General features: G+C 68.7%; 21 protein-coding genes. 7 read left to right on the top strand and 14 right to left on the bottom strand.

The annotated features are described in order from the left end of the window. Positions 1-5: 5 nt before the first annotated feature. The 7 genes from OHV05_RS18395 to dnaB all read right to left on the bottom strand — a co-directional run bounded on the left by OHV05_RS18395 (position 6) and on the right by dnaB (position 10417). Complete coding sequence (locus tag OHV05_RS18395) at positions 6-2252, bottom strand: TniQ family protein (protein ID WP_405018655.1); 2247 nt, start codon at positions 2250-2252, stop codon at positions 6-8. After that, positions 2252-3391, bottom strand: a complete 1140-nt coding sequence (locus OHV05_RS18390) for an ATP-binding protein (RefSeq protein ID WP_405018654.1) — start codon at positions 3389-3391, stop codon at positions 2252-2254. The genes OHV05_RS18395 and OHV05_RS18390 overlap by 1 nt, the downstream gene beginning before the upstream one ends. Then, on the bottom strand, positions 3388-5595 hold the full coding sequence (locus tag OHV05_RS18385) for an integrase (RefSeq protein WP_405018653.1): 2208 nt from the start codon (positions 5593-5595) through the stop codon (positions 3388-3390). Before OHV05_RS18385 ends, OHV05_RS18390 begins: the two co-directional genes overlap by 4 nt. Beyond that, positions 5592-6344, bottom strand: coding sequence for a TnsA-like heteromeric transposase endonuclease subunit (locus OHV05_RS18380; protein WP_405018652.1), 753 nt, complete (start codon positions 6342-6344; stop codon positions 5592-5594). The genes OHV05_RS18385 and OHV05_RS18380 overlap by 4 nt, the downstream gene beginning before the upstream one ends. Positions 6345-6808: 464 nt before the next feature. Further along, complete coding sequence (locus tag OHV05_RS18375) at positions 6809-8182, bottom strand: IS1380 family transposase (RefSeq protein ID WP_405016188.1); 1374 nt, start codon at positions 8180-8182, stop codon at positions 6809-6811. A 122-nt stretch (positions 8183-8304) separates the two neighbouring features. Continuing rightward, the gene (locus OHV05_RS18370; protein WP_405018651.1) at positions 8305-8583 is read right to left on the bottom strand and encodes a DUF3892 domain-containing protein; all 279 of its coding nucleotides are present in this window, start codon (positions 8581-8583) and stop codon (positions 8305-8307) included. A 268-nt stretch (positions 8584-8851) separates the two neighbouring features. Beyond that, positions 8852-10417, bottom strand: coding sequence for a replicative DNA helicase (dnaB, locus tag OHV05_RS18365; protein WP_405018650.1), 1566 nt, complete (start codon positions 10415-10417; stop codon positions 8852-8854). Positions 10418-10835: 418 nt separating this feature from the next. Between dnaB and OHV05_RS18360 the strand changes: the two genes are divergently transcribed. Further along, positions 10836-12164: an MATE family efflux transporter gene (locus OHV05_RS18360; protein WP_405018649.1), complete on the top strand. Its 1329-nt coding sequence runs from the start codon at positions 10836-10838 to the stop codon at positions 12162-12164. Positions 12165-12248: 84 nt separating this feature from the next. Here OHV05_RS18360 and rplI read toward each other — a convergent pair whose 3' ends face one another. The 4 genes from rplI to rpsF all read right to left on the bottom strand — a co-directional run bounded on the left by rplI (position 12249) and on the right by rpsF (position 14040). Further along, positions 12249-12695 (bottom strand): 50S ribosomal protein L9, encoded by a 447-nt coding sequence (gene rplI, locus OHV05_RS18355; protein WP_403040260.1) that lies wholly within the window; start codon positions 12693-12695, stop codon positions 12249-12251. A 17-nt stretch (positions 12696-12712) separates the two neighbouring features. Beyond that, entirely contained in the window at positions 12713-12949 is a 237-nt protein-coding gene (gene rpsR, locus OHV05_RS18350; RefSeq protein WP_030270170.1) for a 30S ribosomal protein S18, read from the bottom strand. Positions 12950-13012: 63 nt separating this feature from the next. Continuing rightward, entirely contained in the window at positions 13013-13645 is a 633-nt protein-coding gene (locus OHV05_RS18345) for a single-stranded DNA-binding protein (RefSeq protein WP_403040257.1), read from the bottom strand. 104 nt (positions 13646-13749) lie between these two features. Continuing rightward, a complete protein-coding gene (gene rpsF / locus OHV05_RS18340) occupies positions 13750-14040 on the bottom strand; it encodes a 30S ribosomal protein S6 (protein WP_057228543.1) in 291 nt (96 codons plus the stop codon). Between the two features lie 298 nt (positions 14041-14338). Between rpsF and OHV05_RS18335 the strand changes: the two genes are divergently transcribed. The 3 genes from OHV05_RS18335 to OHV05_RS18325 all read left to right on the top strand — a co-directional run bounded on the left by OHV05_RS18335 (position 14339) and on the right by OHV05_RS18325 (position 17037). Continuing rightward, the gene (locus OHV05_RS18335) at positions 14339-14644 is read left to right on the top strand and encodes a hypothetical protein (RefSeq protein WP_405018648.1); all 306 of its coding nucleotides are present in this window, start codon (positions 14339-14341) and stop codon (positions 14642-14644) included. Positions 14645-14846: 202 nt separating this feature from the next. Then, a complete protein-coding gene (locus OHV05_RS18330; protein WP_405018647.1) occupies positions 14847-15965 on the top strand; it encodes a lipid II:glycine glycyltransferase FemX in 1119 nt (372 codons plus the stop codon). 28 nt (positions 15966-15993) lie between these two features. Further along, positions 15994-17037, top strand: coding sequence for an alanine racemase (locus tag OHV05_RS18325; RefSeq protein ID WP_405018646.1), 1044 nt, complete (start codon positions 15994-15996; stop codon positions 17035-17037). On the opposite strand, the gene OHV05_RS18320 is transcribed toward OHV05_RS18325, so the two are convergent. Together OHV05_RS18320 and OHV05_RS18315 are read right to left on the bottom strand one after the other, a co-directional pair. Further along, the gene (locus OHV05_RS18320) at positions 17024-18568 is read right to left on the bottom strand and encodes a glycosyltransferase family 87 protein (protein ID WP_405018645.1); all 1545 of its coding nucleotides are present in this window, start codon (positions 18566-18568) and stop codon (positions 17024-17026) included. The genes OHV05_RS18325 and OHV05_RS18320 overlap by 14 nt on opposite strands. Positions 18569-18683: 115 nt before the next feature. Further along, a complete protein-coding gene (locus OHV05_RS18315; protein WP_405018644.1) occupies positions 18684-21302 on the bottom strand; it encodes a transglycosylase domain-containing protein in 2619 nt (872 codons plus the stop codon). A 321-nt stretch (positions 21303-21623) separates the two neighbouring features. Here OHV05_RS18315 and OHV05_RS18310 point away from each other — a divergent pair, with 321 nt between their 5' ends. From OHV05_RS18310 to OHV05_RS18300, 3 genes are all read left to right on the top strand, one after another. Next, the gene (locus OHV05_RS18310; RefSeq protein ID WP_184916410.1) at positions 21624-22295 is read left to right on the top strand and encodes a PadR family transcriptional regulator; all 672 of its coding nucleotides are present in this window, start codon (positions 21624-21626) and stop codon (positions 22293-22295) included. Between the two features lie 129 nt (positions 22296-22424). Further along, the gene (locus OHV05_RS18305; RefSeq protein WP_403040239.1) at positions 22425-23507 is read left to right on the top strand and encodes an inositol-3-phosphate synthase; all 1083 of its coding nucleotides are present in this window, start codon (positions 22425-22427) and stop codon (positions 23505-23507) included. Positions 23508-23675: 168 nt separating this feature from the next. Beyond that, the gene (locus tag OHV05_RS18300) at positions 23676-24980 is read left to right on the top strand and encodes an MFS transporter (RefSeq protein WP_405018643.1); all 1305 of its coding nucleotides are present in this window, start codon (positions 23676-23678) and stop codon (positions 24978-24980) included. A gap of 62 nt (positions 24981-25042) precedes the next feature. Here the strand turns inward: OHV05_RS18300 and OHV05_RS18295 are convergent, their stop codons facing one another. Further along, a complete protein-coding gene (locus OHV05_RS18295; protein WP_405018642.1) occupies positions 25043-25765 on the bottom strand; it encodes a restriction endonuclease in 723 nt (240 codons plus the stop codon). Between the last annotated feature and the right edge of the window lie 119 nt (positions 25766-25884).

The following is a 25884-nucleotide window of genomic DNA, read 5'->3' as shown; positions in this document are numbered from 1 at the left end:
GTTACTCAAGGCTCCGGTTGGTTCTGTACTTTGAGCCGTGGCTGAGCGCCTCGGGGGCGAAGCGGGATACCCCATCCCGCGGCAGCGCGCGCCAGGGTTGAGTGGCTCGCTCCGCACTCGGCTGCCAGCTCGACAAGGGTCCTTCTTCTGCCGAGGTACTCGTGCTCGAACCATTTCCTGTCGATGAAGTGCTCTCTTCGACGCCCTTGCTGGTGGAGCGTGACACCAGTTCTGGTGAGCTCTCCACGGACGACGCTGGTGCTGGTGCCGATGAGTTTGGCGATCTTGGCGATCGACAGCTGCTGTTCCACATAGAGCTCGCGGAGCCGGTCCGCTCCGAGGTCTCCGACCCGCGGCGTGGGATCGTTCGGCCGCCTGTCTTGCCTGGGGAGTTCGGGGAAGGTTGTTCCGGTTGCATCGCAGTACAACCGGACGTTCTCAAAACTCAGCCCGGTTGCTGCCGCGACCTCGGCGAGGGAAGCATCAGCGCCCTCGATACGACGTAGGACCTCGTCCAGGCCATCGGAGTCCTGCCCAGGCCACGACGTGACGCCCGTGACCCACTCGACCGGCGGCTCCCAGAAGATGGGTTCATTGGTGATGCCCTGATCATCGAGCGCCGCCTGTGCTTGTCGCACGATGAGTTGTCGGATGGCGGGATCCATGCGGAATCGCAACACGTTCCAGCCCGTACAGACCGTGGGAGAGTCCATTCTCCTGCCCGCCAGGCTGGTCAGGTCTGATCCGGTCAGGAGAGAGCGAAGGTAGAGGTCGAGCAGCCGGAGGTGGCGCGCGCCCGGTGGTCTCCAGCCCTGGCGCTTGCAGAGGTCCCGATGGAGTTCGCTGTCGAGCCGTACAGCAGCATCGGGTCCTCCGAAGAGAGCCCGGCGGCGCTCATAGTTGATGGGGGAGCCTTCGCTGTCCAGGCCGGCGGCAAGCTGGGCCACGGCCGACACGACCGCATTGTGCCCTTCGTCCTGCGGCCCGAGCAGCATCTGCACTGCCCTCTTGCTGGTGGGGATGCCGAGCATGGCGCATGCGTGTGGATGGGCGAATGAGACAGGGGCTCGTGCCACGAGGAGGAGTGACGAGAGCGTCCACCGCTGGGGGTAGGGCTGGTAGTTGGGGGCGGTGCTGTCGGCAAGTCGGATCGTCCAGGAAGGCCACATCAACTTCGGGATCATGGTGGCCCGGCGCCGAAGGTCCGCTCGTGATGCCTTGGGGATGGCGGGGTTTGAAGTGGCTGTTCCGTAGCGGAGCCGGTGGTGCGGTTGCAGACCCGGGTCGAGTGACGCCAGCACGCGGGACATCAGCGGCGGGCTGAGGCGTCGATACGTGCGGAGGACGTTGGACGGAGTAGCCGTGACGAAGCGCTGCCGGTCTCCTTGTGTGATCCAGTTCAGGACGACGCTGCTGCCGGGTGTCTGATCGTCGTAGGCAGCTAGGGCGATCACTGTGCCGGTTGCGGCGGTCGCGGCGTCCTCGGAACCTAGGCCGTGGAGCAAGAGGATGGGTGCACGGTCGAGCTCTCGTAGTGCGTCACCCAGCAGGTCCGGGAGTTCCATTCGGTTCGAGTGGAGGACGGCTAGGGCTTTCCAGGCGAGGGTGTAGAGATCGTGGAGTGTTCCGCGCGCGGACTCGGGGTCGCCTGCGTCGAGGATCTCGTCGATTCGGGCCTGTGCCGCTATCACTGCCCCGCCTCCTGGAACGCTCACTGCGGGACTGTCTCCCAGTGGGTGCGTGCACTGGATTCGCCCGAGGCTGGGTGCATGTCCATGGCGGCTGGCGGGGAGGGGGCGGGCTTCGCAGGCCGGGCAGGTGTCGAGAAGCAACAGGCTGTGCTGGCGGCAGGCGAAGGACCAGGGCAGGCGCCATCTCAACTGCCACCGGTCTCCTGTCTCGTGGAGGCAGGAGGGGCAGTACCGGCTGCCGCTGGTTCCGCGCCAAGTCGGCGAGCGGGCGAGACCGCGTGTCTGGGGGCGGATGGCGATGGAGATCCCGTCCTGCGGACTGAGCGTCATCCGGGTCAGATCCGCCGGCGCTACCCCGGTGGCACGCGAGAGTGCTCCGAGCTCGTGTTCGGTCAGCGCTACCACCATGCGGCGGGTCTGGGAGCGGTTGAGGTTGAGAAAACTCAGCAGGCCTGAGGCGTTGATTCTGAGCCGGAAGGCGTAGGCCTCGATCCAGCTGTCCAGGGCTTCGCCGGGAATCGGCGGTACGAATATCGGCATGCGGTCCGGTGACCAGGTCATCAGGCGGTCCGTCTCCGCGGAGTCCGGTTCTTTGGCCGGGAGGTCAGCAATCCGGCCTCGATCGCTGCGACAAGTTCCCGTCTGGCGTCCTCTGCTGCCGCGTCGTTCTTCACCTTGTCCATGAGTTCGGTGTCGAGCCGCTCGTATCCAGTGCGGATGGCTCGCAGGCAGCCGCGGTTGATCAAGGCCATGAGTGAGGCGAAGTGACCGCTGGAGCGGGCGAACAGGTAGTCGCTGAGGTTGTCGGCGAGCATGCCCGGATACAGCTCGGAGAGCACAAGTTGACGCTCGATCGACAGTAGGAGCCGGCGCCACTCCTGTCGTCCTTGCTCGTCCTCGACTTGGAAGGGCCGCAGGGTCAGCGGCGTGGTCCGGCGTCCGAACTGCGCGAACAGCATCTGCTCCGGGGCGTGTCCCTCTGTCAGGATGCCCCGCTGCCGCACCCCGACACCGACGTAAATGAGAGTGACCGGGAAGGTGTTGGAGAGGAACTTGAGGTGGTTGGCCATCCGGACGGCATTGGCATTGGTGTGGGACGGGGCCAGGAAGTGGATGTCGTCGACGATGAAGACGGCCGTTTTCATCGTCAGGACTGCGTCCTTGGCGCGTTCGGCGAGCGTGTCGGCATCACCGCGGTCGGGGAGACCGTAGAAGCGGCAGATGGCGGCGTTCAACCCTCGGATGTGGGTGTTCCCGGTCAGTGCGACGTAGATGAGCGGTACACGACGTTGGCCGTCAGGTGTGGTCTCGCCTCGCAGGGCGACCTGGCGGCGATAGTAATCGCGGGCGTAGTCGAGGATTGCGGTGCTCTTTCCCAGGCCGGGATAGGCATCCACCAGGACGGCGGGCTTGGCCTTGTCGCCGTCGTGCCGGTTGGAGTCGACGATCTCGGTGAGATCGTCGTGGAGCTCCAACAGCTGAGGCGTCTTGATCGGGCCGATGTTGGCGTGCCAGACCACACGCCGATCGTCGTAGCGCACCAGGTCCTGCGCGGACAGCGCGGTTCTCTCGGCCTTGGTCAAGTGCTCGGGCTTGGCCCGGTCAGCGCCGTAGACGAAGTCCAGCAAGCCCTTGAGCCGAGTCGGCGAGTACTGCCGGTCGTCGCCTTCGAAACAGTCCCGCCCCGGTTCTGTACTCACCGGCTCTCCCAGGCGTCGGCGTAGAAGTCTTCTTCCTCCGCCAGCGACACCTGATCGTCGCCAGGGAATGGAGCGTCGCACTCCTCGTCCTCGTCGTCGTCCCCGCCGAGGTCCTCCGCCCCGGTGAGAGCCGGATCCGGCTCGATGGAGCCCTCCACGACCCGCGGCGACTGAACGGTGTCGGCGTAAAGCGCTGCAACTCGCCGGGCCGTGGGCAGTGCCGCAGCATCGTCCGTTGCCTGCCCCTGCCCGAGCAGGCGCAGACGCTGTTGGGAGAGGCGCACGGCCATCCGCCGCTCGGCGGCCCCGGCCGTCAGCCCGGCTCCCCACCGGTCCAGCAGCTCGACCAGGGCGCGCCGGGTGTCAGGAAAGCGATGGGTCTTCGTGGCGAGCCTTCGCGCGTAGCCAGCGGCCTCGCGGCTGACCGGGCCGTCCATGGCCGCAGCATGCTCCCACTTGAGCGAGTGCCACCTCTTGTCCTGCGGATCCTGGAAGTAGACCTGGGTGACGTCTCCGGAATCGATCGCGATGGGCCACTTTCCTGCTTCCGGCCCGCGCACTGAACTGGGCTTGTTGCGGAAGTCGTTGAGGGCGTCCCCGTTATAGATCAGAGTGTCGTGCTGCACCCCGTAGTGCTGGATGGTGACGTATGCCTCCTCCAGAAACTCGTAGACCGTGTCCGGGCGGATCGGGATGGTCAGCGGGCCTGCCCGGTTGATGCCGTGCTCCAGCATCTCCAGCGGGCTCAGCTTCAGCTTCGGGAACTCGGGGATCACCAACCCGCGGTGGTGGCGCCGGTGATAGACCAGGACGATCCATTCGCGAATGATCGCCTCGAGCTCGTCGATGAAGAAGAACGCTTCCTCCTCCACCTTCTCGCCCCGGCTGTGGACGTCCGGTCCCTTGTAGCCCGGGAGCGCCGCGAGGAGTCCCTCACGCAGGGTCCTGAACCAGCGTTCGATCGGCTTGTCGGTAGGGGTGTAGGGCCGGGCCGGCTGCAGGGAGATATTGAACTTCTCGCAGACGCTGCGGATGTGGTTCGACAGGTAGATCTTGCCGTGGTCGAAGACGATGGTCTCCGCCGCGACGCTTGGCAGCAGCGGCAGACCGTTTACTGCGGCGTCCACCAGCTTGCGGGGGTCGACCACCACGTTGGCCGGGATACCGCAGTACGGCAGAGCCTCCGCACTTCCGGACCTGACTGGGCTGTGTGGGCGGACCGTCTCGAACAACACGCCAGCCACGTCAACCGCCTTCGTTGACACCGGGGTCAGCCGTAGGCCAGTGATGCAGCGGTCGTAGAGGTCCATGGCGATCGTGAGCTCGCACTGCACCCAGCGGCAGGTCACCGGCTCCATCGCGAAGACATCCAGGGTGTTGGTATCCAAGATGACGTACTCACCCGGACGGGTCGCCCGCAGTCTCCCGTAGGCGCCCTGCGGGCGGTTCGCGATCGATCGCTTCCCCTTCGTGCTGCCAGTGAACGCGTTCGTGCCCCGATCCAGCGCCCGCAAAATCGCGTATGCGGTGGTCCGTGCAGGTGAGGGGACTTTCTCGGCGTCCTCGCCGTTCTTGTCGGCGTCGCGTTGCTTCTCGGCGAGTCGTTCCTCGATTTCCAGAAGTAGCAGGTCGCGGACCGGACGGCTGGCCTTGACGTAACGGGCGACCGCTTCTCGGGCCGCATCGAGCCATCGGGGATCAGCCCGGTCCAGCACGTCCGTCGTGGGACGTTCCTTCACCAGTCCGGCGGGGCCAGACTCAGCCAACGCAGCCCATCGGCGGACCGTGCTCTCGCCCACCCCCAGTTCGTTGGCCTTCGCCGCATATCGCCGCATCATGGGAACCCCTGAGGCGTATGCGGGTCGCGGCTCACCCTCCAGGGCCAGTTCAGCGCAGCCCAGCCGGTATCCCGTGAGCACCTCCTGGACATGCCGGTACTTCACCGTCAGCGCATCGTCCTCGTCCTCGCTCAGCGTGCCCAGTACCGTCGCAACGGCAGTCTCCGGCTCCGGCGTATCGAGAAGGATGCGGGTTGTGGGATGTGACAGCAGCATCGCGGTGTCCACCTGCCGCCACTTCGGCTCCCCCAGGACCCCCACTTGCTGTAGCAGCACCCTGCGGCCCTCGATCTCGGCAACAGTGAACTGCTCGCCGTCGAAGGTCAGCGGCAGGCCCGGGCGCAAGGTCGTCGTCCATCCGCTCACATCGTCCTCCGAAGCACCGACTCGCCGGACAGCGGACGCGTCAGATCAGTGGTCAACTTTCCCGACCACAGCAAGGCCAGCAACGACGGCCTCGCCTGATACCTCGGGCGGCCCTCCGCCAGCCGCAACTCAGCGTCAGCCAGTTGCTCACCATCGCGCACGCCCGCCCAGGCCCGGTCGACGTCCTCTTGCGGAACGACACCCGGGCGCCGATACCCAGCCAGGAAGCGGACGTTCGCCAGGAGTACGACGTCGGCCCCCGACCAGATCTCGTACTCCCAGCCGCGCCGCTCGGCGATCTCACCAGGCCAGGCCAGCGCCTCCGCAATCTTCGGGTCCGTCAAGCGCTCCGCCGGCTTCACGTTCACCAGCCGAGCCGTACCCGTCGTCGACACAAGCAGGTAGTCCGGGACGTGATGCCGGGTCCGCCCTCCGACCCGTGCCACCAGGCGAAACGGCTGTGCGTAGATGTGGCGCACCAACGGATCGAAGTCCGCCAGCAGCAACCGGGCGAGCTCCAGCCGGCTCTCATGCACCACCAACTTCCCCATGGTCGTTGAGGCGTAGGCACCAGAGAAGTGCTTGTCACCGTGCCGGGAGCGGACCTGCCTCCACGGCTCGGAATGGTGAAGGTCCTGCAGCCGGAGGAGTGCAACGTCGTATGCGAGGACGCCGCCGTCCTCATAGCGGACCCAGGCGATCGGTTCTCCACCGCCAAGACGGCGCTTCTCTCCAGCTTGTCCGGACATGTGCGCGACTGTAAAAGCAGCCGAGCATCCGAAATCGGGAGAGATCGGAGTAGCTCATCTTCTGTCCGAGGAGGTCCGCCTCGTCGCTCACCCTGTATCGACATTGATCATCTGGTGCTCATGATCAGTCGATACTGCTCACCATCTTTCCTGTCGAAGCTCACACCGCCTGACTGCAGCAGCAGGTGGCGGACCCCTGGGCCCTGAACTGGAGCTCAGGGGTCCGCCGCCCAGCCAGCTCATCATCGAGTCGGGCGGGGCGATGCGATCGCCCCGCCCGCTCGCCACTAGCCTCGATCTTGCATGACGGCTCGTCAGTTTGGCTGGCGGGTCGTTTCTGCTTGTCCGGGCTGGGTTTTCTGCCTGTAGAAATGCCGAGGGCCCGGCTGTCGCGTCGGGTGGGCGCCGGGTTCCACAGCTCCGGAAGTGGTCGAGTGCTCGTCGGGGTGGGGCGTTATCGCTGGTCAGCCGGGGTCTGGCAGGGCGTGTAGGCGTGCGAACGCGCTGGTGATCGTGTCGGTCCAGGGCCAGTGGCGGGCCAGGCGGAGGTAGCGGCAGCGGCCGGTGGTGACGAGCTGGGCGGCGGCGGAGAACAGCCGCAGCCGTAGGCGTTTGGGTTCCCAGCGGCGGGCGGTGCCGGTCAGGGCGAGCATGGGCATCCAGGCGAGCAGGTCGAGTGCGAGCTGGACGATCTCCAGCCAGACCTGGTTCTGCGCGAACCGGTGGAGGGGCAGGTTGCGCAGTCCGGTGTCGCGGGCGGCGCGGATGCGGTCCTCGGCGCGGGCCCGCTGGCGGTGCCGCAGCTCCAGGCGGGCGATCGGGGCGTGGGTGGTGTTGGTGGCGAAGCAGGTCAGCCGCATGCCGTCGGCGTCGGTGAAGCGCAACTGCGCGCCGGGGTGCGGCCGTTCCTTGCGGACGATCAGCCGCATCCCCTTCGGCCAGCCGCTCAGGACGTCGCCTGCGAGTTCGGCGACCCAGGCGCCGTCGCGGATCTCTCCGCCGGGTTCGACTGCGGGGGTCCAGGCAGAGGCCGGGATCTTCAGCACGGCCTGGTGGATGCCGCCGGTGATGGTCATCCCCACCGAGTAGGACAGCCACCGGCCGCGTGTGGTGAGCCAGTTCAGGAAGTCGTGGGTGCCGCCGGCGGAGTCGGTGCGGATCAGGGTTCGGCGTCCGCGCCGGTACTTCTTCGGGAGCTGGGCCAGCGCCGTCCGGGCCGCTTCGATGTGGTCGGCGGCCGTGTTGCTGCCGGCGTTCCCCGGCCTCAGCAGGCCCGCCACCGGTTCCCCGGACCCCTCGCGGCCGTGGTCGACGAACGCGAACAGTGGGTGGTGCCCGAACGTCTTCTTCCAGGTTTTGGCGGCGTCCTGCTTCTCGGAGTGCGCGAGGACCAGCACTCCGTCGATGTCCACGGTCACCTCGCCGCCCGCGTCCGGGGCCGCCTCGCCGGCCAACCGCCAGGCCCGCTCGCGGACTTCGGCCCGCGCCCGACGGATCGCCGCGAGTGCGCGGGGCCCGGCCGCGGCGAGGGTGTCGACCAGACGGGAGACGGTCGGATCGGAGGCCACCGGGCCGAACACGGCGGGCTCGGCCCGCAGCATCGCGACATCAGCCAGGCAGTCCCCGCCAAGGGCCACCGCGAGCGCGACATCCAGCAGGATCTTGCCGGGATCATGGACCACACGCGCCTTGCGCCACGGCACCAGCGCCGTCGATATCGCCGCATCCAGCCCCACCTTGCGGGCCGTCTCGACCAGCAGCACGGCACCGGACTGCGAGACCACCCCACGACCGTTGCCCTCGACGCGAACACGCGGATACGACCCGATACTGTTCACCTGAGAAGTGCTTCTTTCCACGCAGCTGACTGGACCCTAGACAAGTCCCATCGTTGCAGGTCAGAAGCACTTTTCTCTTTTCTGATCACCCGTCGGACAGTGCCCGCCGTGAAAGGCCGAGGCTAGCGTCGAGGAAGCGCCAGCAGGTTGTCGCTCCACTTGCCGTCGGCGTGAGTCCGAAGGTACTTCTCACCCTGCTTGGGCGTGACGACGGCAACGTCAGCACGGTTTCCCCGACCGTCGTCGGTGTAGGCCTTTCCGCCGGTCTCGATCCACGCGACGATCGAGGCCCGCGAGTTGTCGCCGACCTTCCCGTCAGCCCGATCCGTCCACCACAGGTGGACGATGTGCTCGTGCTTGTCGCCGCCCGAAAGCCGGACAGCTGTGATCTGAATCGCCATGTTGTTCTCCTCACGTGTGGTGCCGCTAGGCGGCCTGGCAGTGAGGGTCATACGCTCGGTGTGTGATCACGGGTTGCGTATCGACCCTCGACTGAGGCGGGCATTGGCGTGCCCGCCTCAGTACGTCTTGTGGCCCTCGTCTGTCGGACTTCGGGACTCGTTAGCGAGAGCATCTGATGCTGGGCCATTGCTCACCCAGTACCGCCATTGCTCGTCGAGTGCTCATGATCAGCCGATATTGCTCACGAAATCGCGGACCCTACAGGGATCAGGTGACGTCCCGGGTCATGTCGACGAAGCGGGAGTAGTGGCCCTGGAAGGCGACCGTGATGGTCGCGGTGGGGCCGTTACGGTGCTTGGCGACGATCAGGTCGGCCTCGCCGGCTCGGGGGGACTCCTTCTCGTAGGCGTCCTCACGGTGCAGCAGGATGACCATGTCGGCGTCCTGCTCGATCGAGCCGGACTCGCGGAGGTCGGAGACCATCGGCTTCTTGTCGGTGCGCTGCTCGGGGCCACGGTTCAGCTGGGAGAGCGCGATGACCGGGACTTCGAGCTCCTTGGCCAGCAGCTTGAGGTTTCGGGACATGTCGGAGACCTCCTGCTGCCGGCTCTCGGCCCGGCGGGAGCCACCCGACTGCATCAGCTGGAGGTAGTCGATGACCACCAGCTTGAGGTCCTGACGCTGCTTCAGCCGGCGGCACTTGGCCCGGATCTCCATCATCGACAGGTTGGGCGAGTCGTCGATGTAGAGCGGGGCGGCGGTCACGTCCGGCATCCGCCGGGCCACCCTGGTCCAGTCGTCGTCGGTCATGTTGCCGGACCGCATGTGGTGCAGGGCCACCCGCGCCTCGGCCGAGAGCAGTCGCATGGCGATCTCGTTGCGCCCCATTTCGAGCGAGAAGATCACGCTGGGCAGACCGTTGGTGATCGAACAGGCCCGGGAGAAGTCCAGTGCCAGGGTCGACTTGCCCATCGCGGGACGGGCCGCGATGACGATCATCTGGCCCGGGTGCAGCCCGTTGGTGAGCGCGTCCAGGTCGGCGAAGCCGGTGGGGACGCCGGACATCTGGCCCTGCCGGGACCCGATCGCCTCGATCTCGTCGAGGGCGCCCTCCATGATGTCGGCGAGCGGGGCGTAGTCCTCGCTGGTGCGCTGCTCGGTGACGGCGTAGATCTCGGCCTGCGCGGCGTTCACGATCTCGTCGACGTCGCCCTCGGCGGCGTAGCCCATCCCGGCGATCCGGGTGCCGGCCTCGACCAGGCGGCGGAGCACCGCGCGCTCGTGCACGATCTGGGCGTAGTACTCGGCGTTGGCCGCCGTCGGGACGGAGTTGACCAGGGTGTGCAGGTAGCCGGGGCCACCGACCCGGACCAGCTCGCCGCGCTTGGTGAGCTCGCTGGCGACGGTGATCGGGTCGGCCGGCTCGCCGCGGGCGTAGAGGTCGAGGATGGCGCTGTGGATCAGCTCGTGGGCCGGGCGGTAGTAGTCGAGCGGCTTGAGCACCTCGACCACGTCGGCGATGGCGTCCTTGGACAGCAGCATGCCGCCGAGCACGGACTGCTCGGCCGCGAGGTCCTGCGGCGGCACCCGCTCGAAGGCATCCGACCCGGCCCGCTCCTCGGCCGAGTCCGTATTGGACTCCTTGCGCTTGCCGTTGCGCTGGAAGCCACCCTTGCCGAAGGAGCCGCCGCCCTCGCTCTTCCGGCTGACCGGGAGACGGTCGCCGGGGCCGTCCGGGAAGTCCGCCGGGCCCGGCGGGAAGGCGTCGTCGGACGGCTGCCAGTCGTCCTCCGGCGGAGGGGCGTCTTGGTCGTCGTACTGGGGGCCGGTCACGCGTCTTCCCCGATCAGCGAGTGGTGCGAGTTGTTGCCAGGCGGAGCGAATGGGGGTGGTCCTCCTTCTTACGCCACCGCACCGACAAATCGCCCGAGAGCGACCAACGCTAAGGCGCCGGGTACCGATCGGCCAAGATGGTTATCCACAGGGCGTGTGGACGACGGGCCCATACCTGTGGAGAACTCCCGCAATCCTGTGCACAACTCTGTGGACCCCACTGTGGACAACCCGCACAGCTGTTCATCGCACCAGTTCTGACCTGGGATGATCTCCTCGACCGGCTGTGCATGAGAAATTCTTCACACAACCGCCCGGACGGCGGCCCGGAAGCCCTACCCGACCAGTCGCTCAGCGTTTCGAGTAATAGTCCATTAGCTCTTGTGCCCATTACCTGTGGATGAGTAGCCTTGCTGGCATGAAACCCGCCGCCGTCACCCGCCGCCGACACGACCGGGAGATCCTCGCACTGGCGGTCCCCGCGTTCGGCGCACTGGTCGCCGAACCGCTCTTCCTGATGGCCGACTCCGCCATCGTCGGCCACCTCGGCACCGCCCAGCTGGCCGGCCTCGGCATCGCCGGCGCCGTGCTCTCCACCGTCACCGGCGTGTTCGTCTTCCTGGCCTACGCGACCACCGCGGCGGTGGCCCGCCGGATCGGGGCGGGCGACCGCCGGGCCGCCGTCCAGCAGGGCATCGACGGGATCTGGCTGGCGCTGCTGCTGTCGGTCGGCGTGGTGGCGCTCACCGTCCCGTTCGCCCCGCTCGCGGTGGACCTGCTCGGCGCCTCGCCGACCGCGGCCCCATACGCCGTCAGCTACCTGCGGATCAGCGCCCTCGGTATCCCGGCGGTGCTGCTGGTGCTGGCCGCCACCGGCGTGCTGCGCGGGCTGCAGGACACCCGCACCCCGCTCCGGGTGGCGATCGCCGGCTTCGCGGCCAATCTGCTGCTGAACCTCGCCCTGGTGTACGGGGCCGGGCTCGGCGTCGCCGGGTCGGCCTGGGGCACCGTGCTGGCGCAGACCGGGATGGCCGCGGTGTACGTCCTCGTGGTGGTCCGGGGCGCCCGCCGGGAGGGGGCCGGGCTCCGGCCCGACCTGCCCGGCATCCGCGCCTGCGCCCGGGCCGGCGGCCCGCTGCTGGTCCGGACGCTCAGCCTGCGCGGGGTGCTGATGATCGCCACCGCGGTGGCCGCCACGCTCGGCGACGTCCAGGTGGCGGCCCATCAGATCGCCATGACCATCTGGGTGTTCCTGGCCTTCGTGCTGGACGCGATCGCGATCGCCGGCCAGGCCATCATCGGCCGCTACCTGGGCGCCGCCGACGTGCCGGGCACCCGGGCGGCCACCCGTCGGATGATCGAGTGGGGCCTGCTGGTGGGGGTGCTGCTCGGGCTGCTGCTGGTGCTGACCCGTCCGCTGTACGTCCCGCTGTTCAGCGCCGACCCGGTGGTCCGGCAGCAGCTCTCCGACGTCCTGCTGCTGGTCGCGCTGACCGAGCCGGTGGCCGGGGTGGTGTTCGTGCTGGACGGGGTGCTGATGGGCGCCGGGGACGGTCGCTACCTGGCCTGGGCTGGCCTGGGCACCTTCGCGGTGTTCGCCCCGGTGGCCCTGCTGGTCCCGGCACTGGGCGGCGGGCTGGCCGCGCTCTGGTGGGCGATGAACCTGTTCATGCTGAGCCGGGCCGCCTTCCTCTGCCTCCGGGTCAGGACCGGGCACTGGCTGGTCACCGGCGCCGTCCGGGCCTGAGCACGAAGGCCCGACACGAAGACCGAACGCGAAACGGCCCGGCTCCCCCGAAGGGGAACCGGGCCGTTCGTGCTACGGCGTGACTCAGGCAGCGACGACGTCGACGTCGAGGTTGGCCTGGACGTCGGCGTGCAGCTTGACCGAGACCTTGTGGGTGCCCACGGTCTTGATCGGCGAGCCGATCGCGACGGCGCGCTTGTCCACGGCCGGGCCGCCGGCAGCCTTGACGGCAGCCACGACGTCGGCCTGGGTCACCGAGCCGAAGAGGCGGCCGGCGTCGCCGGACCGAACGGCCAGCTTGACCTGAAGGCCCTCGAGCTGACCCTTGACCGCGGTCGCGGCCTCGAGGGTCTGGATCGAGTGGATCTTGCGGGCGCGACGGATCGCGTCCACGTCCTTCTGGCCGCCCTTGGTCCAGCGGATGGCGAAGCCACGCGGGACCAGGTAGTTGCGGGCGTAGCCGTCCTTGACCTCGACGACCTCACCGGCACTGCCGAGGCCGGGGACCTCGTGAGTGAGGATGATCTTCATTCTTCGGTCACCCTCTCTTAGCGCGTGGTGGAGGTGTAGGGCAGCAGCGCCATCTCACGGCTGTTCTTCACGGCCGTGGCGACGTCACGCTGGTGCTGGGTGCAGTTGCCGGTGACCCGGCGGGCGCGGATCTTCCCGCGGTCGGAGATGAACTTGCGGAGCAAGTTCGTGTCCTTGTAGTCAACGTAGTTGACCTTGTCCTTGCAGAAGACGCAAACCTTCTTCTTAGGCTTGCGAGCAGGCGGCTTCGCCATCATGTGCTCCTGTGATTACGAAATCTGTCAGCATTCCGGGCTTGGGGGCCCGGTAGCACCGCTCTAGAACGGGGGCTCCTCCGAGAAGCCGCCACCGGCCGGGGCACCCCAACCGCCGCCGCCACCCTGGTTCCCACCAGGGGCCGGAGCGCTGGAAGCCCACGGGTCGTCGGACGGAGCGGACTGGCCGCCACCGGAGTTTCCACCCCAGTTGCCGCCGCCGCCCTGACCGCCACCGGAGCCGCCGGAGCCGCCCCAGGAGCCGCCCTGGCCGCCGCCGGCCTGCTGGCCGCCGCCGCCGAAGCCACTGCCGCCACCGGGACCGCCGGAGCGGTTGGCGCGGGTGACCTTGGCGGTCGCCGAACGCAGGCTGGGACCGACCTCGTCGACCTCGACCTCGAAGACCGTCCGCTTCTCGCCTTCCTTGGTCTCGTAAGACCGCTGGCGCAGTCGGCCCTGCACGATGACGCGCATGCCGCGCTGCAGCGACTCGGCCACGTTCTCCGCCGGCTGACGCCAGACGTTGCACGTGAGGAAGAGGCTTTCGCCGTCCTTCCACTCGTTGGTCTGACGGTCGAAGGTGCGCGGGGTGGACGCGATACGGAACTTCGCGACCGCCGCACCCGACGGGGTGAAGCGCAGCTCGGGGTCGTCGACGAGATTGCCGACGAGGGTAATGACGGTCTCGCCTGCCATGGTGGTGGTGACCTCTCGGAAAGAAGTTCTGCGGTGCTCGTCCGCTGTTTCACGTGAAACAGCGAACGTGAGCCCACCTGACGCCTAGGGCGTCAAGCAGTGGCTCAGTGGGTGTCCGGGCGCAGGACCTTGGTCCGCAGAACCGACTCGCTCAGGCTGAGCTGGCGGTCGAGCTCCTTGACGACCTCAGGCGTGGCCTTCAGGTCGATGACCGAGTAGATGCCCTCGGACTGCTTGTTGATCTCGTACGCCAGGCGACGACGACCCCAGGTGTCGATCTTCTCGACCTTGCCGCCACCGGTGCGGACAACGTTGAGGAAGTTCTCGATCAGCGGGGCGACAGCGCGCTCCTCGACCGAAGGGTCGAGGATGAGCATCAGCTCGTAGTGACGCATGGGTAACCCACCTCCTTTGGACTCAGCGGCCACGGTCTCTCCGTGGCAGGAGGGTTGTGCAGCGTCGGCACCGATGCGGTGGTGCCGTACCGAGAACGTAGCCCTCGGCACTGACAACCGGCCCCCAGCCCGGTGAAGGGCAGACGGGGGCACAACTACACCAGTGCAGACCGCACAGCCTACCCGCACCCGTACGGCCCAACAAAATTTAAGGGGCAAACTGCACACGGGTTGTGATCCAGCACCCAAGCGCCGCAATCTGGACAGAACGGCTCTTCCACCCAGGAGGTGGGCTCCAATGGCTCAGACCGTGCGCCGCACTCCGCCGTTCACCCTCAACACCGACGGGCACCCGCACCCGCGGGAGAACACGCTGGTCGGGATCGCCGCCGTGCTCGGCCTGCTGGCCTTCACCACGGCGTTCTTCCACAACCTGCACCTGCTCAGTTCGTGGGCCGGGCTCTTCGGCATCGCGATCGCCCTCTGGGGCCAGTTCGTCTCGGTCACCACGGCCGAACGGTTCGTACTGATGGTGTCGCTGGGCATGTCCGGGGTCGGCTTCTACCTCGGGATGGCCCACGGCGGGCTCTACGGGGGCGCGTGACCGGCCCCGCGCGCTGATTCGTCCGGAACGATCCCCGCGCGCCGCGTAACCTCGGGCGCCCCCGTCGCGTACATACCTGTGCACCCCTTGCGACGGGGGCGCCATCCTGCCTCCTGACCGACGCGGACAGCCGGGCCAGAAACGGACCATTCGGGCGATAGGGTCACCCTGGACCGGCTGACCCAGAAGGAGCAACCCCAGCATGAGCCTGCGCCTGAGGACGATCACTCGCGAGGAACACCTGGCTTTCATCCGGACGCGCCCGTCCGCGAGCCACATGCAGGTGCCGTCCTGGGGCGACGTCAAGTCGGAGTGGCGCACCGAGAGCATCGGCTGGATCGACGAGGCCGATCAGCTGGTCGGGGCCGGCCTGGTGCTCTACCGCCAGCTGCCCAAGCTCAAGCGCTACCTGGCCTACCTGCCCGAGGGCCCGGTGATCGACTGGTTCGACCGGGACCTCGGCCGCTGGCTCGACCCGATGCTGGCGCATCTCAAGTCGCAGGGCGCCTTCTCGGTGAAGATGGGGCCCCCGGTGGTGATCCGCCGGTGGAACGCGCCCACCATCAAGGAGGCGATCGCGGGCCGGCAGGCCAAGCGCCTGCGCGACCTGGAGCCGGACTGGTACGAGCCGCGCGCCTTCGAGCTGGCCGAGCGGCTGCGCAAGGCCGGCTGGCTGCAGGGCGAGGACGGCGGAGCGGGCTTCGGCGACGTGCAGCCCCGGTACGTGTTCCAGGTGCCGCTGGCCAACCGCTCGCTGGACGACGTGCAGAAGGGCTTCAACCAGCTCTGGCGCCGCAACATCAAGAAGGCCGAGAAGAGCGGCGTCGAGGTGGTCCAGGGCGGCTACGAGGACCTCGCGGTCTTCCACAAGCTGTACGTGGTGACCGCCGAGCGGGACCACTTCACGCCCCGCCCGCTCTCCTACTTCCAGCAGATGTGGACGGCGCTCACCGCCGAGGACCCGAACCGGATGCGGCTCTACCTGGCGTACCACGAGGGCGAACCGCTGGCCGCCACCACCATGCTGACGGTCGGTGAGCACGTCTGGTACTCCTACGGCGCCTCGGCCAACCACAAGCGCGAGGTCAAGCCGTCCAACGCGGTCCAGTGGCGGATGATGCGGGACTCCTACGCGCTCGGCGGGAGCATCTACGACCTGCGCGGGATCAGCGACACGCTGGACGAGGACGACCACCTGTTCGGGCTGATCCAGTTCAAGGTCGGCACCGGCGGCCAGGCCGCCGAGTACGTCGGCGAGTGGGACTTCCCGCTCAACAAGCTGCTGCACAAGGCGCTGGACATCTACATGTCCCGCCGCTGACCGACCGTCTCACCCCGGGGAGAAGCCGATGACCTTGTCGCTGTATCTCGACACCGCCAGATGGCGGGCCCACCAGCAGTCCGTGCTGGCCGAGTTCCCCGGCCTGGTGCCGGTGGCCAAGGGCAACGGCTACGGGCTCGGCAACGCCCGGCTGGCCGAGGAGGCGGGCCGGCTCGGCACCGGGCTGCTCGCGGTCGGCACCGCCGACGAGGCCAGGGCGGCGGCCGGGGTCTTCGACGGCGAGCTGCTGGTGCTGACCCCGTACCGGATCGGGGAGGAGCCGCTGCCGGCCGGGGTGATCCGCACGGTGGCGCACCTGGAGGCGGTCCGGGCGCTGCCGCCCGGCTCCCGGATGGTGGTGGAGTGCATGACCTCGATGCGGCGGCACGGCATCGCGCCCGGCGAGCTGGCCCAGCTGCCGACCGAGGGGCTGAGCCTGGAGGGCTTCGCGCTGCACCTGCCGCTGGACCGGCCGGACGGGTCCGACCCGGTGACCGAGGTGGCGGCCTGGGTGGACGCGATCGCGGCGGCCGGGCTGCCGACCGGCACGGTCTACCTGAGCCACCTCGGCTCGGCCGACCTGGCCCGGCTGGCGCAGCGGTACCCGGCCACCGTGTTCCGGTCCAGGATCGGCACCCGGCTCTGGCTCGGCGACCCCACCACGCTGCAGGCCAGGGCCACCGTCATGGACGTCACCCCGGTGGCCAAGGGCGACCGGTACGGCTACCGCCAGCACCGGGCGCCCTCGGACGGGCACCTGCTGGTGGTCTCCGGCGGCACCGCGCACGGGGTCGGCCTGGAGGCCCCCAAGTACGTGCACGGGATGGTGCCCCGGGCCAAAGGTCTGGCCCGGGCGGGCCTGGCCACCGTGAACCGGACGCTCTCGCCGTACTCCTGGAGCGGGCGGCAGCTCTGGTTCGCCGAGCCGCCGCACATGCAGGTGAGCATCCTGTTCCTGCCCGCCGGCGGCAAGCCGCCGGTGATCGGCGACGAGCTGGCGCTGAACACCCGTCACACCACCACCCACTTCGACCGGGTGGTGGACGGCCCGCCGGTGCTCAGTCGTTCTTGACCGAGCTCTGCTCGGGCAGCCAGTCGACGTCCTCGGCCAGCCGGTACTCCTGGTAGCTGCCCTCCTCGCGCAGCCGGCGGGCCTGCCCGAGCACGAAGACGTCCGGGGCGTGGTCCAGCACACCGCCCGACGGGTCGTCACTGCCGTCCTGGCGGACCGGGTCCAGCTCCGGCCGGAGGATGTCGCGGACCACCAGGTAGCACAGGTAGAGCGTGCCGAGCAGGTGCAGCACGATGGCCAGGTGGTACCAGTCCTGGCCGATGCCGTGCTGCTTGGAGTCGCCGGTGAAGGCCAGGTAGGACCAGACGCCGAGGAAGTACAGCACCTCGCAGGCCTGCCAGATCAGGAAGTCCCGCCAGCGCGGCCGGGCCAGCGCGGCGAGCGGGATCAGCCAGAGCACGTACTGCGGTGAGTAGACCTTGTTGGTCAGGATGAACGCGGCCACCACCAGGAAGGCCAGCTGGGCGAAGCGCGGACGGCGCGGGGCGGACAGCGCCAGCCAGCAGATCCCCAGGCAGCTGAGCACCAGCAGACCGGCGATCCAGGTGTTCAGGGTCTCCAGCTGCTTGCCGCGGTCCTGCATCAGGATCAGCCAGAACGAGCCGAAGTCCTCCTTGCGGGTCTGGCTGAAGGTGTAGAAGGTGGCCCAGCCCTTCCAGTTGGCCGCCATCACCGGCAGGTTGACGAGCAGCCAGGCGCCGACCGCACCGCCGGTGGCCGCCCAGAAGGCACGCCGGCGGCCGGCCCGCCAGCAGAGCACCAGCAGCGGGCCGAGCAGCAGCAGCGGGTAGAGCTTGGCCGCGGTGGCCAGGCCGATGAAGACACCGGCCCAGACCGCGCGGCGGCCGGACCAGTACGCCATCGCGACGGCGCAGAAGGCGACCGCCAGCAGGTCCCAGTTGATGGTGAAGTTGAGCGCCAGCGCGGGGGCCAGCGCGAACAGCAGCGCGTCCCAGGGGCGGCGGCGGTGGGTCCGGGTGAGCGCCACCACGACGACCACCGCGCAGACCATCAGCATCCCGGCGTTGATCAGCCAGAACAGCTGCTCACGGGTCTCGGTGGAGCCGCCACCGGGCGTCAGCCAGGCGGCCACCTGCATGAACAGGCCGGTCAGCACCGGGTACTCGAGGTACTGCATGTCCGGGCTGGGCTGCGGCAGCATGTCGACGTACGGGGTCAGCCCGGTGGCGAAGCCGCGCCAGGTGTACAGGTGCGGGATGTCGCTGTAACAGGCGTGGGTGTACTGGGTGGTGGCGCCGCGGAACCAGCCGCCGTCGTAGCAGGGCAGCTTCTGCAGCATGCCCAGCACGCAGACCACGATCACCGTGACGGCCAGGAAGCGGGCCGGGATCCACCAGTTGACGCCGAGCAGGGCACGCCGCCCGGGCGGGCCGCCGAACAGCTCGCTGCCCGCGGCGGAGACCGGGTCCTCGTCCGCGGGGACGACCACCGTGTTCGGCAGCGGGCCCACCTCATCGTCCACCGGCGCCGTGGCCGTGCTGCCGTTCTCGTCCCGAGCGATCGACGTCATGGCGGACATGATGCCGCACCGGTCGGCTCCGCAGCAGGTGCCCCCGCCATCCGGTTCCGAACGCGCCGGTGGCGGCCCTCCGTGGAGGACCGCCACCGGTGGAGCCGGGTCCGGGTCAGTTCTGGCCGGGGTTGGCCGCGATGCCGTTGGCCGGGTCGGTCGCGGGCGGGCTGCCCGTCCCCGTCCCGCTGCCGGTGGGCTTGGGCGGCTTGGTCCTGGTCGAGGACGGCGAACCGCTCGGGCAGAGCGGCGCCGGCAGCAGGCAGGACTCGTTGGGGCTCGGGGTGGTGCTCGGCGTGGTCGGCGCGCTCGGGGAGAGCGACGGGACGGTCGGCGCGATGGTGGTCGGGTCGGGCACCGGCGTGGTCGCGGTCGCCGTGGCGGAGGCCGAGGCGGTGGCCGGGGCACCCGAGGAGTCGACCTGCTCGCCGATCTCGCCCGGCTTCGGGAAGGTCTCCTTCGGCTGACCGTTCAGGATCGTCTTCATGTAGCGGGTGAAGATGTCCGTCGGGAAGTCACCACCGTGCACCTCGTCCTTGCCCGCGGTGCCGTCCAGCGTGAGCAGGCCGGGCTTGCCCGCCTCCTCGCGCCACATGCCGACCGAGGTGACCAGCGAGGGGGTGTAGCCGACCCACCAGGCCGACTTGCCGCCGTCGGTGGTACCGGTCTTGCCCGCGATCTGCCGACCGAGCGCGTTGGTCTTCTCACCGGTGCCGATCTTGGCCACGGTGGTCAGCACGTCGGTGACGTTGTCCGCGACCACCTCCTCCAGCACCGGCTTGGGGGTCGGCTTGGCGAAGGTCTTCAGCTCCACGCCGCCGCGGATCACCTTGCTGACCGAGTACGGGTCGGTCTGCATGCCCCGGGCCGCGAACACCGAGTAGGCGGAGGCCAGTCGGATCGCGCTGGGGGTGGAGGTGCCGAGCGGGAAGGTGGTGGTCGAGGAGTCGGTCAGGCTCTCCTTGCGCAGGCCCATCTGCTCCACCAGGGTGCCCACCTGCTTGGTGCCGACGTCCTGGCCGAGCTGCACGAACGGCACGTTGTAGGAGTAGCGCATGGCCTCCCGGAGCGAGACGTACCCCGGGTTGGAGCTGCCGCTGTTCTTCTGGTGGTACGGCTTGCCGTCGTCGCCGATCACCGGGGAGCCGTCCAGCTTGTGGATCTCCGACTTGTCGTCGGCCAGGTAGCGGCTGTCGGCGTTGATCCGTTTCGGCTTGCCGTCGTTGCCGGTCTCGGTCTGCACGCCGTACTGCATGGCGGCGGCCAGCACGAAGGGCTTGAAGGTCGAGCCGACCGGGACGCCGAGGGTGTCGGCGTTGTTGGTGTGGTGGCCCTGCTCGACGCCGGGGCCGCCGTAGATCGCCACGATCGCACCGTCGTTGGGCACCACGGTGGCCGCGCCGATCTGGACGAACTTGTCCTTCTCGCGCTTGTCCGGCTTCAGGGTGTCCGCCTGGAAGTCGTCCACCGCCTTCTTCAGCGCCTCCACCTTGTCCTTCTGGAAGGTGGTGTGCACCTGGAAGCCGCCCTTGGCGATGGCGGCCTCGGTGATGGTCTTGTCCTTGCTCATCAGGTACTTGTTGGCCAGCTCGACCATGTAGCTGACCTGGCCGTTCATGCTGGCCGGGGGCTTCTTCTCGACCGGCTCGGGGAAGGCGGCGCAGGTGGCCCGCTTCTCCTTGGTGATGGCGCCGGTGGTCACCATCCGGTCCAGCACCTCGTTCCAGCGCTTGACCGCCCGCTCGTGGTTGGCCGGGCTGGTGGCCGGGTCGTAGAGCGCGGCGCCCTTGAGCAGACCGGCCAGCAGCGCGCTCTGGCAGAGGTTCAGGTCCTTGGCGTTCACGCCGTAGTACGCCTGCGCGGCGGCCTGCGCGCCGGTGGCGCCACGGCCGAACCAGCTGGTGTTCAGGTAGCCGGTGAGGATCTTGTCCTTGCCGTCCTCCTGGTTCACCTTGAGGGTGATGAAGAGCTCCCGGACCTTCCGGCTCAGGGTCTGGTCCTGGTTCAGGTAGGCGTTCTTGACGTACTGCTGGGTGATGGTCGAGCCGCCCTGGGTCTCACCACCGGTGGCCATGTTGTAGACGGCCCGGGCGATGCCCTTGGGGTCGATGCCGCTGTCGTCCCAGAAGGTCGCGTTCTCGGTCGAGATGGCGGCGTTCTGCAGGTCCTTGCTGATGTCGCCGAGCTCGACCACCTGTCGGTTGGTGTCGCCCTGGCGGGTCATCTCGCTGCCGTCGGCCCAGTAGTAGATGTTGTTCTGGCTCTCCACGACCTTGTTCAGGTCGGGGATCGGCGTCATCGCGTAGGCCACGCCGACCGCGCCCACCCCGGCGCCGAAGAACAGCAGCAGGGTGCTCAGCTGCAGCTTCCAGGACGGGATCCACCGCCGGAAGCCGGTCTTGCCGAACCGCGGGTAGTCGATGAACCGCTTCTTGGCCGGCTTGCCGTTCCGCCCGACCGTGGTCGCCCCGGCGGCCGCGCCGCGACGGGCGTTGCCGCCACCGGCACCGGCGGCGGCGCCGCCACGGGCGCCCTGCTGCCTGCGCATCTCGGCCCGGGTCAGCCGGGGCTGCTGGGCGGTGGGCCGCCCCCCGGAGGGGCGTTCGCCGCCACGGCCGTACGAGGGCGCGCCCTCCGGCGGGTTGCCGTAGGCATACGGTCGGCCGCCGTCGGCCTCGCGGCCCGACGGTTCCTCGCCGCCCGGGTTGGACGACCTCCGACGGTGTTCGCTCATCTTCCAGCCACTCCTCGGTCCTCGCGCACGGCCGACAGCCCGTGCACACGCGACAGAGTACGCAGCTGGAAATCACACCTAATCGGGCATCAGGTACCAACTGCCGCATAACGGCGCCAGATCATTACATGCCCGTTGCCAACCCGCCCCCGGACAGCCCCTGACAGGGGCTCAACCCGGCCGACGGAGATCCTGTGATCACATTCACCCGAGTCGCTCTTGCTCGTTCCGTGACCCAGGTTTACTGTTCTCGATATATCGAGCCGATACATCGGAGCGACATAACGCACGGGCATACCGGCGGAGGGAGGCGGAACGACAGTGAGCAGACGCTCGGGAGTCCTCGAGTTCGCCGTCCTCGGCCTGCTGCACGACGCACCGATGCACGGCTACGAGCTGCGCAAGCGGCTCAACGTCCTGCTCGGCTCGTTCCGCGCGTTCTCCTACGGCACGCTCTACCCCTGCCTGAAGAGCCTGGTGGCCCAGGGCTTCCTGGTCGAGGACAACCCCGACACGGAGTACGTCCCCGCCACCGCGCTCAACGGCAAGCGGTCGAAGATCGTCTACCGGCTGTCCGCCGAGGGCAAGCAGCGTTTCGAGGAGCTGCTCGCCGACTCCGGCCCGGACGCCTGGGAGGACGAGCACTTCGGGGTGCACTTCGCCTTCTTCGGTCAGACCGACCGGGCCGTGCGGATGCGCGTCCTGGAGGGTCGCCGCAGTCGGCTGGAGGAGCGGCTGGAGCGGATGCGCAGCTCGATCGCCCGTACCCGCGAGCGGTTCGACGACTACACGCTCGAACTGCAGCGGCACGGTCTCGAATCGGTGGAGCGCGAGGTCCGTTGGCTCAACGAGCTGATCGAGACCGAGCGGGCCAACCGCACCGGGCGGCCCGGTGCCGCACCCGGTGACACCAGTACTTCGGACGGCCGTGGCCAGGAGGCCGGGTCCCCGGACCCGCCGAGGCCACCGCACGACCGCCCGGGGCGTTCCTGACGGAACGCTGAACCCGCCGCCACCTTCCGGTGCGTGCGGCGGGGACTGGGCGCGTCGCGCCCACCAGAAGAGAAGTTGAGCGAGACCGCCCGTTCGGGTGGGTCTCATGATTCAAAGGGAGCAACCGGAATGGGTTCGGTTCGCGTAGCCATCGTGGGCGTCGGCAACTGTGCCGCGTCGCTGGTTCAGGGTGTCGAGTACTACAAGGACGCCGACCCCGCCGGCAAGGTCCCCGGGCTGATGCACGTGCAGTTCGGCGAGTACCACGTCCGTGACGTGGAGTTCGTCGCCGCGTTCGACGTCGACGCCAAGAAGGTCGGCTTCGACCTCGCGGACGCCATCGGCGCCAGCGAGAACAACACCATCAAGATCTGCGACGTGCCGCCGACCGGCGTCACCGTGCAGCGTGGTCACACCCTGGACGGTCTCGGCAAGTACTACCTCGAGACCATCGAGCAGTCCGACGAGGCCCCGGTCGACGTCGTCCAGGTCCTGAAGGACCGCCAGGTCGACGTCCTGGTCTGCTACCTGCCCGTGGGTTCCGAGGACGCCGCCAAGTTCTACGCCCAGTGCGCCATCGACGCCAAGGTCGCCTTCGTGAACGCCCTCCCGGTGTTCATCGCCGGCACCAAGGAGTGGGCGGACAAGTTCACCGAGGCCGGCGTGCCGATCGTCGGCGACGACATCAAGTCGCAGGTCGGCGCGACCATCACGCACCGCGTGATGGCGAAGCTCTTCGAGGACCGCGGTGTCCTGCTGGAGCGCACCATGCAGCTGAACGTCGGCGGCAACATGGACTTCAAGAACATGCTCGAGCGTGACCGCCTCGAGTCGAAGAAGATCTCGAAGACCAACGCCGTCACCTCCCAGGTCCGGGACCGCGACCTGGGCGCGAAGAACGTCCACATCGGCCCGTCGGACTACGTCGCCTGGCTCGACGACCGCAAGTGGGCGTACGTCCGCCTCGAGGGTCGCGCCTTCGGCGACGTGCCGCTGAACCTCGAGTACAAGCTCGAGGTCTGGGACTCCCCGAACTCGGCCGGTGTCATCATCGACGCCGTCCGGGCCGCGAAGATCGCGCTGGACCGGGGCATCGGTGGCCCGATCCTGTCGGCGTCCTCGTACTTCATGAAGTCCCCGCCGGTGCAGTACTTCGACGACGAGGCCCGCGACAACGTGGAGAAGTTCATCCGCGGCGAGGTCGAGCGCTGAAGCGCCTGAGCTGACGACCCGAAGGGCCCTGACCGGTGGTCAGGGCCCTTCGGGCTGTCCGGCGCTGACCGCGGGTCGGCACCCGGCCGGGAGCCGGTCAGGTGTCCCGGCCGTCGTCCGGCCATGTTTCACGTGAAACATCGGCGCCGATCATGGCACCCTTGGCGGGTGGCTCAGACGGGTAACGGCGGCAACTCACTCACCGGCCTGTTCCGGGCTGCCGATTTCCGGCGCCTGCTCACCGCCCGGGTGCTCTCCCAGCTCTCCGACGGCGTCTTCCAGGTCTCGCTGGCCTCGTACGTGATCTTCTCGCCCGAGCGGCAGTCCAGCCCGGCCGACATCGCCTCGGTCCTGCTGGTGCTCCTGCTGCCGTTCTCGATGATCGGCCCGTTCGCCGGCGTGCTGCTCGACCGCTGGCGCCGCCGACAGGTGCTCTACCTCGGCAACCTGGCCCGGTGCGGGCTCGGGCTGGTGACCGGCGCCCTGCTGCTGGCCCGGGTGCCGGACTGGCTCTTCCTCGGCGCGGCCCTGCTGGTCACCGCGCTCAACCGGTTCATCCTGGCCGGACTCTCCGCCGCACTGCCCCGGGTGGTCGACCGCCCCGAGCAGCTGGTCACCGCCAACGCGCTCTCCCCCACCCTCGGCACGGTCGCGGCGGCCTGCGGCGGCGGCCTGGGCTTCCTGGTCCATCTGGTGCTGCCGCCCGGTCCCCGGGCCGACGCCCTGCTGGTCACCGTCGCTGCCCTGCTCTACTTGAGCTCCGGCCTGACCGCACTGCGGATGGACCCCGACCTGCTCGGCCCCGACCAGCGCCCCGACCGGCCGCCGCTGCGCCGGGCCCTCGGCCTGACCGCCCGTGAACTCGCGGACGGCGTACGCCACTTGGTCCGGGACTGCCGTCCCGCCGCGCACGCGCTGGCGGCCGTCACGGCCGCCCGGTTCTGCTACGGCATCCTGGTCGTGGTGCTGCTGATGCTCTCCCGCTACACCTTCAACGACCCCACCGACAGCGCGAGCGGTCTGGCCACCCTGGGCCAGGCGGTCGCGGTCTCCGCCGTCGGCTTCTTCCTCGCCGCCGTGATCAGCCCCTGGTGCACCCGCCGGCTCGGCCTGGCCGGCTGGCTCACCACCTGCGCCGCCTCCGCCGCCGTCTTCGTCCCCGCCCTCGGCCTGACCTTCTCGCTCGGCCCCACCATGGTGGCGGCCCTGTTGCTCGGCGTGGTCACCCAGGCCGTCAAGATCTGCGCCGACACCGTCGTCCAGGAGTCCGTCGAGGACGCCTACCGCGGCCGGGTCTTCGCCATCTACGACGTCCTCTTCAACCTCGCCTTCGTCGCCGCGGCCTTCGTCACCGCCCTCGTCCTCCCGCTCGACGGCCGCTCCGTCCCCCTGATGCTCACCGTCGCCCTGCTCTACGCTCTGACCGCCGCCCTCTACGCCCGCGCGGCCCGCCGCTCCCCCGTCCCGGCCTGAGCGGCCCTCGAACGAGCCGGAGGTGGGTACTTCCATTACCCACCTCCGGCTCTCTCACCGGACTACGGCTGGACCAGCTCGTCGAGCTCGTCCGCCGTGGCACCGTCGTCGATCGCCCGGAGCAGCCTCAGCCGCCGACGGGCGATCTCCTTCTCCTCGTCGTCCAGCACCACCCGCTCCAGCCGGTCGACCCGGTCCGCCATCGCGTCGATCTTCCGGCCGTTCCGGCCGACCTCCACCGCCAACGCGTTCAGCAACGGGACCACGCTCGTCCCGATCACCGACCGGACCGCCCGCTCGGCCACCGTGGCGACCGCCGCGTCCACCGACCCCTCGGGGTACTGGAACCGGCTGTCCACAACCCCGTCCACGGGGTTGTCCACAACCTCCCGCCTGGCCTGCTGCTCCAGATCGAGCAGGTAGCACCGCACCTGACGTGCGGTTTCGCTGTCCCGCAGCAGCATCGCCACGTTCAGCACCGTCCGGCGGGTGAACAACGCGAGCGACCTCGCCCGCGACTGGATCCCACTGAGTTGCTTGAAGTAACCCAGTTCGCTGCCGGTCAGCACCTGGTACCCGTTGCCGACCAGCTCCTGCCGGTGGTCGTGGACCACCGCCTTGATCACGGTCTCCCCGACCCCGAAGTACCGCGCCACCGCATCGGTGGTCACGTGCACCCCGTCCGGCAGGAAGGCCAGCGCCTTCACCCGGTCCAGCACCTCGACCCGCCCGCTCACCGTCGCCCGCATCGTCGGGGACTCCAACAACACCGCGTCCACAGCCATGGCTGCGTCCTCTCGTTCCGGAGGAAGGAACGTCCTCCCCCTCGAACGGCTCAACGCGACGACTCATCAGTCAGTCACACCCGACGACTCCGACCACTCAATCGAGCGGATTCGCTAAA

Source organism: Kitasatospora sp. NBC_00070 (genome assembly GCF_045041205.1).
Lineage (GTDB): Bacteria > Actinomycetota > Actinomycetes > Streptomycetales > Streptomycetaceae > Kitasatospora.
The sequence above is the reverse complement of the archived record's forward strand: the minus strand, read 5'-3'. Positions and strand labels throughout refer to the sequence as shown.

Bases quoted from the DNA above. Each gene is read 5' to 3' on its own strand.
- OHV05_RS18395 (WP_405018655.1), bottom strand. From the start codon at position 2,252: ATGACCTGGTCACCGGACCGCATGCCGATATTCGTACCGCCGATTCCC.
- OHV05_RS18380 (WP_405018652.1), bottom strand. From the start codon at position 6,344: ATGTCCGGACAAGCTGGAGAGAAGCGCCGTCTTGGCGGTGGAGAACCG.
- OHV05_RS18370 (WP_405018651.1), bottom strand. From the start codon at position 8,583: ATGGCGATTCAGATCACAGCTGTCCGGCTTTCGGGCGGCGACAAGCAC.
- OHV05_RS18360 (WP_405018649.1), top strand. From the start codon at position 10,836: ATGAAACCCGCCGCCGTCACCCGCCGCCGACACGACCGGGAGATCCTC.
- rplI (WP_403040260.1), bottom strand. From the start codon at position 12,695: ATGAAGATCATCCTCACTCACGAGGTCCCCGGCCTCGGCAGTGCCGGT.
- rpsR (WP_030270170.1), bottom strand. From the start codon at position 12,949: ATGGCGAAGCCGCCTGCTCGCAAGCCTAAGAAGAAGGTTTGCGTCTTC.
- OHV05_RS18345 (WP_403040257.1), bottom strand. From the start codon at position 13,645: ATGGCAGGCGAGACCGTCATTACCCTCGTCGGCAATCTCGTCGACGAC.
- rpsF (WP_057228543.1), bottom strand. From the start codon at position 14,040: ATGCGTCACTACGAGCTGATGCTCATCCTCGACCCTTCGGTCGAGGAG.
- OHV05_RS18335 (WP_405018648.1), top strand. From the start codon at position 14,339: ATGGCTCAGACCGTGCGCCGCACTCCGCCGTTCACCCTCAACACCGAC.
- OHV05_RS18330 (WP_405018647.1), top strand. From the start codon at position 14,847: ATGAGCCTGCGCCTGAGGACGATCACTCGCGAGGAACACCTGGCTTTC.
- OHV05_RS18325 (WP_405018646.1), top strand. From the start codon at position 15,994: ATGACCTTGTCGCTGTATCTCGACACCGCCAGATGGCGGGCCCACCAG.
- OHV05_RS18320 (WP_405018645.1), bottom strand. From the start codon at position 18,568: ATGACGTCGATCGCTCGGGACGAGAACGGCAGCACGGCCACGGCGCCG.
- OHV05_RS18315 (WP_405018644.1), bottom strand. From the start codon at position 21,302: ATGAGCGAACACCGTCGGAGGTCGTCCAACCCGGGCGGCGAGGAACCG.
- OHV05_RS18305 (WP_403040239.1), top strand. From the start codon at position 22,425: ATGGGTTCGGTTCGCGTAGCCATCGTGGGCGTCGGCAACTGTGCCGCG.
- OHV05_RS18295 (WP_405018642.1), bottom strand. From the start codon at position 25,765: ATGGCTGTGGACGCGGTGTTGTTGGAGTCCCCGACGATGCGGGCGACG.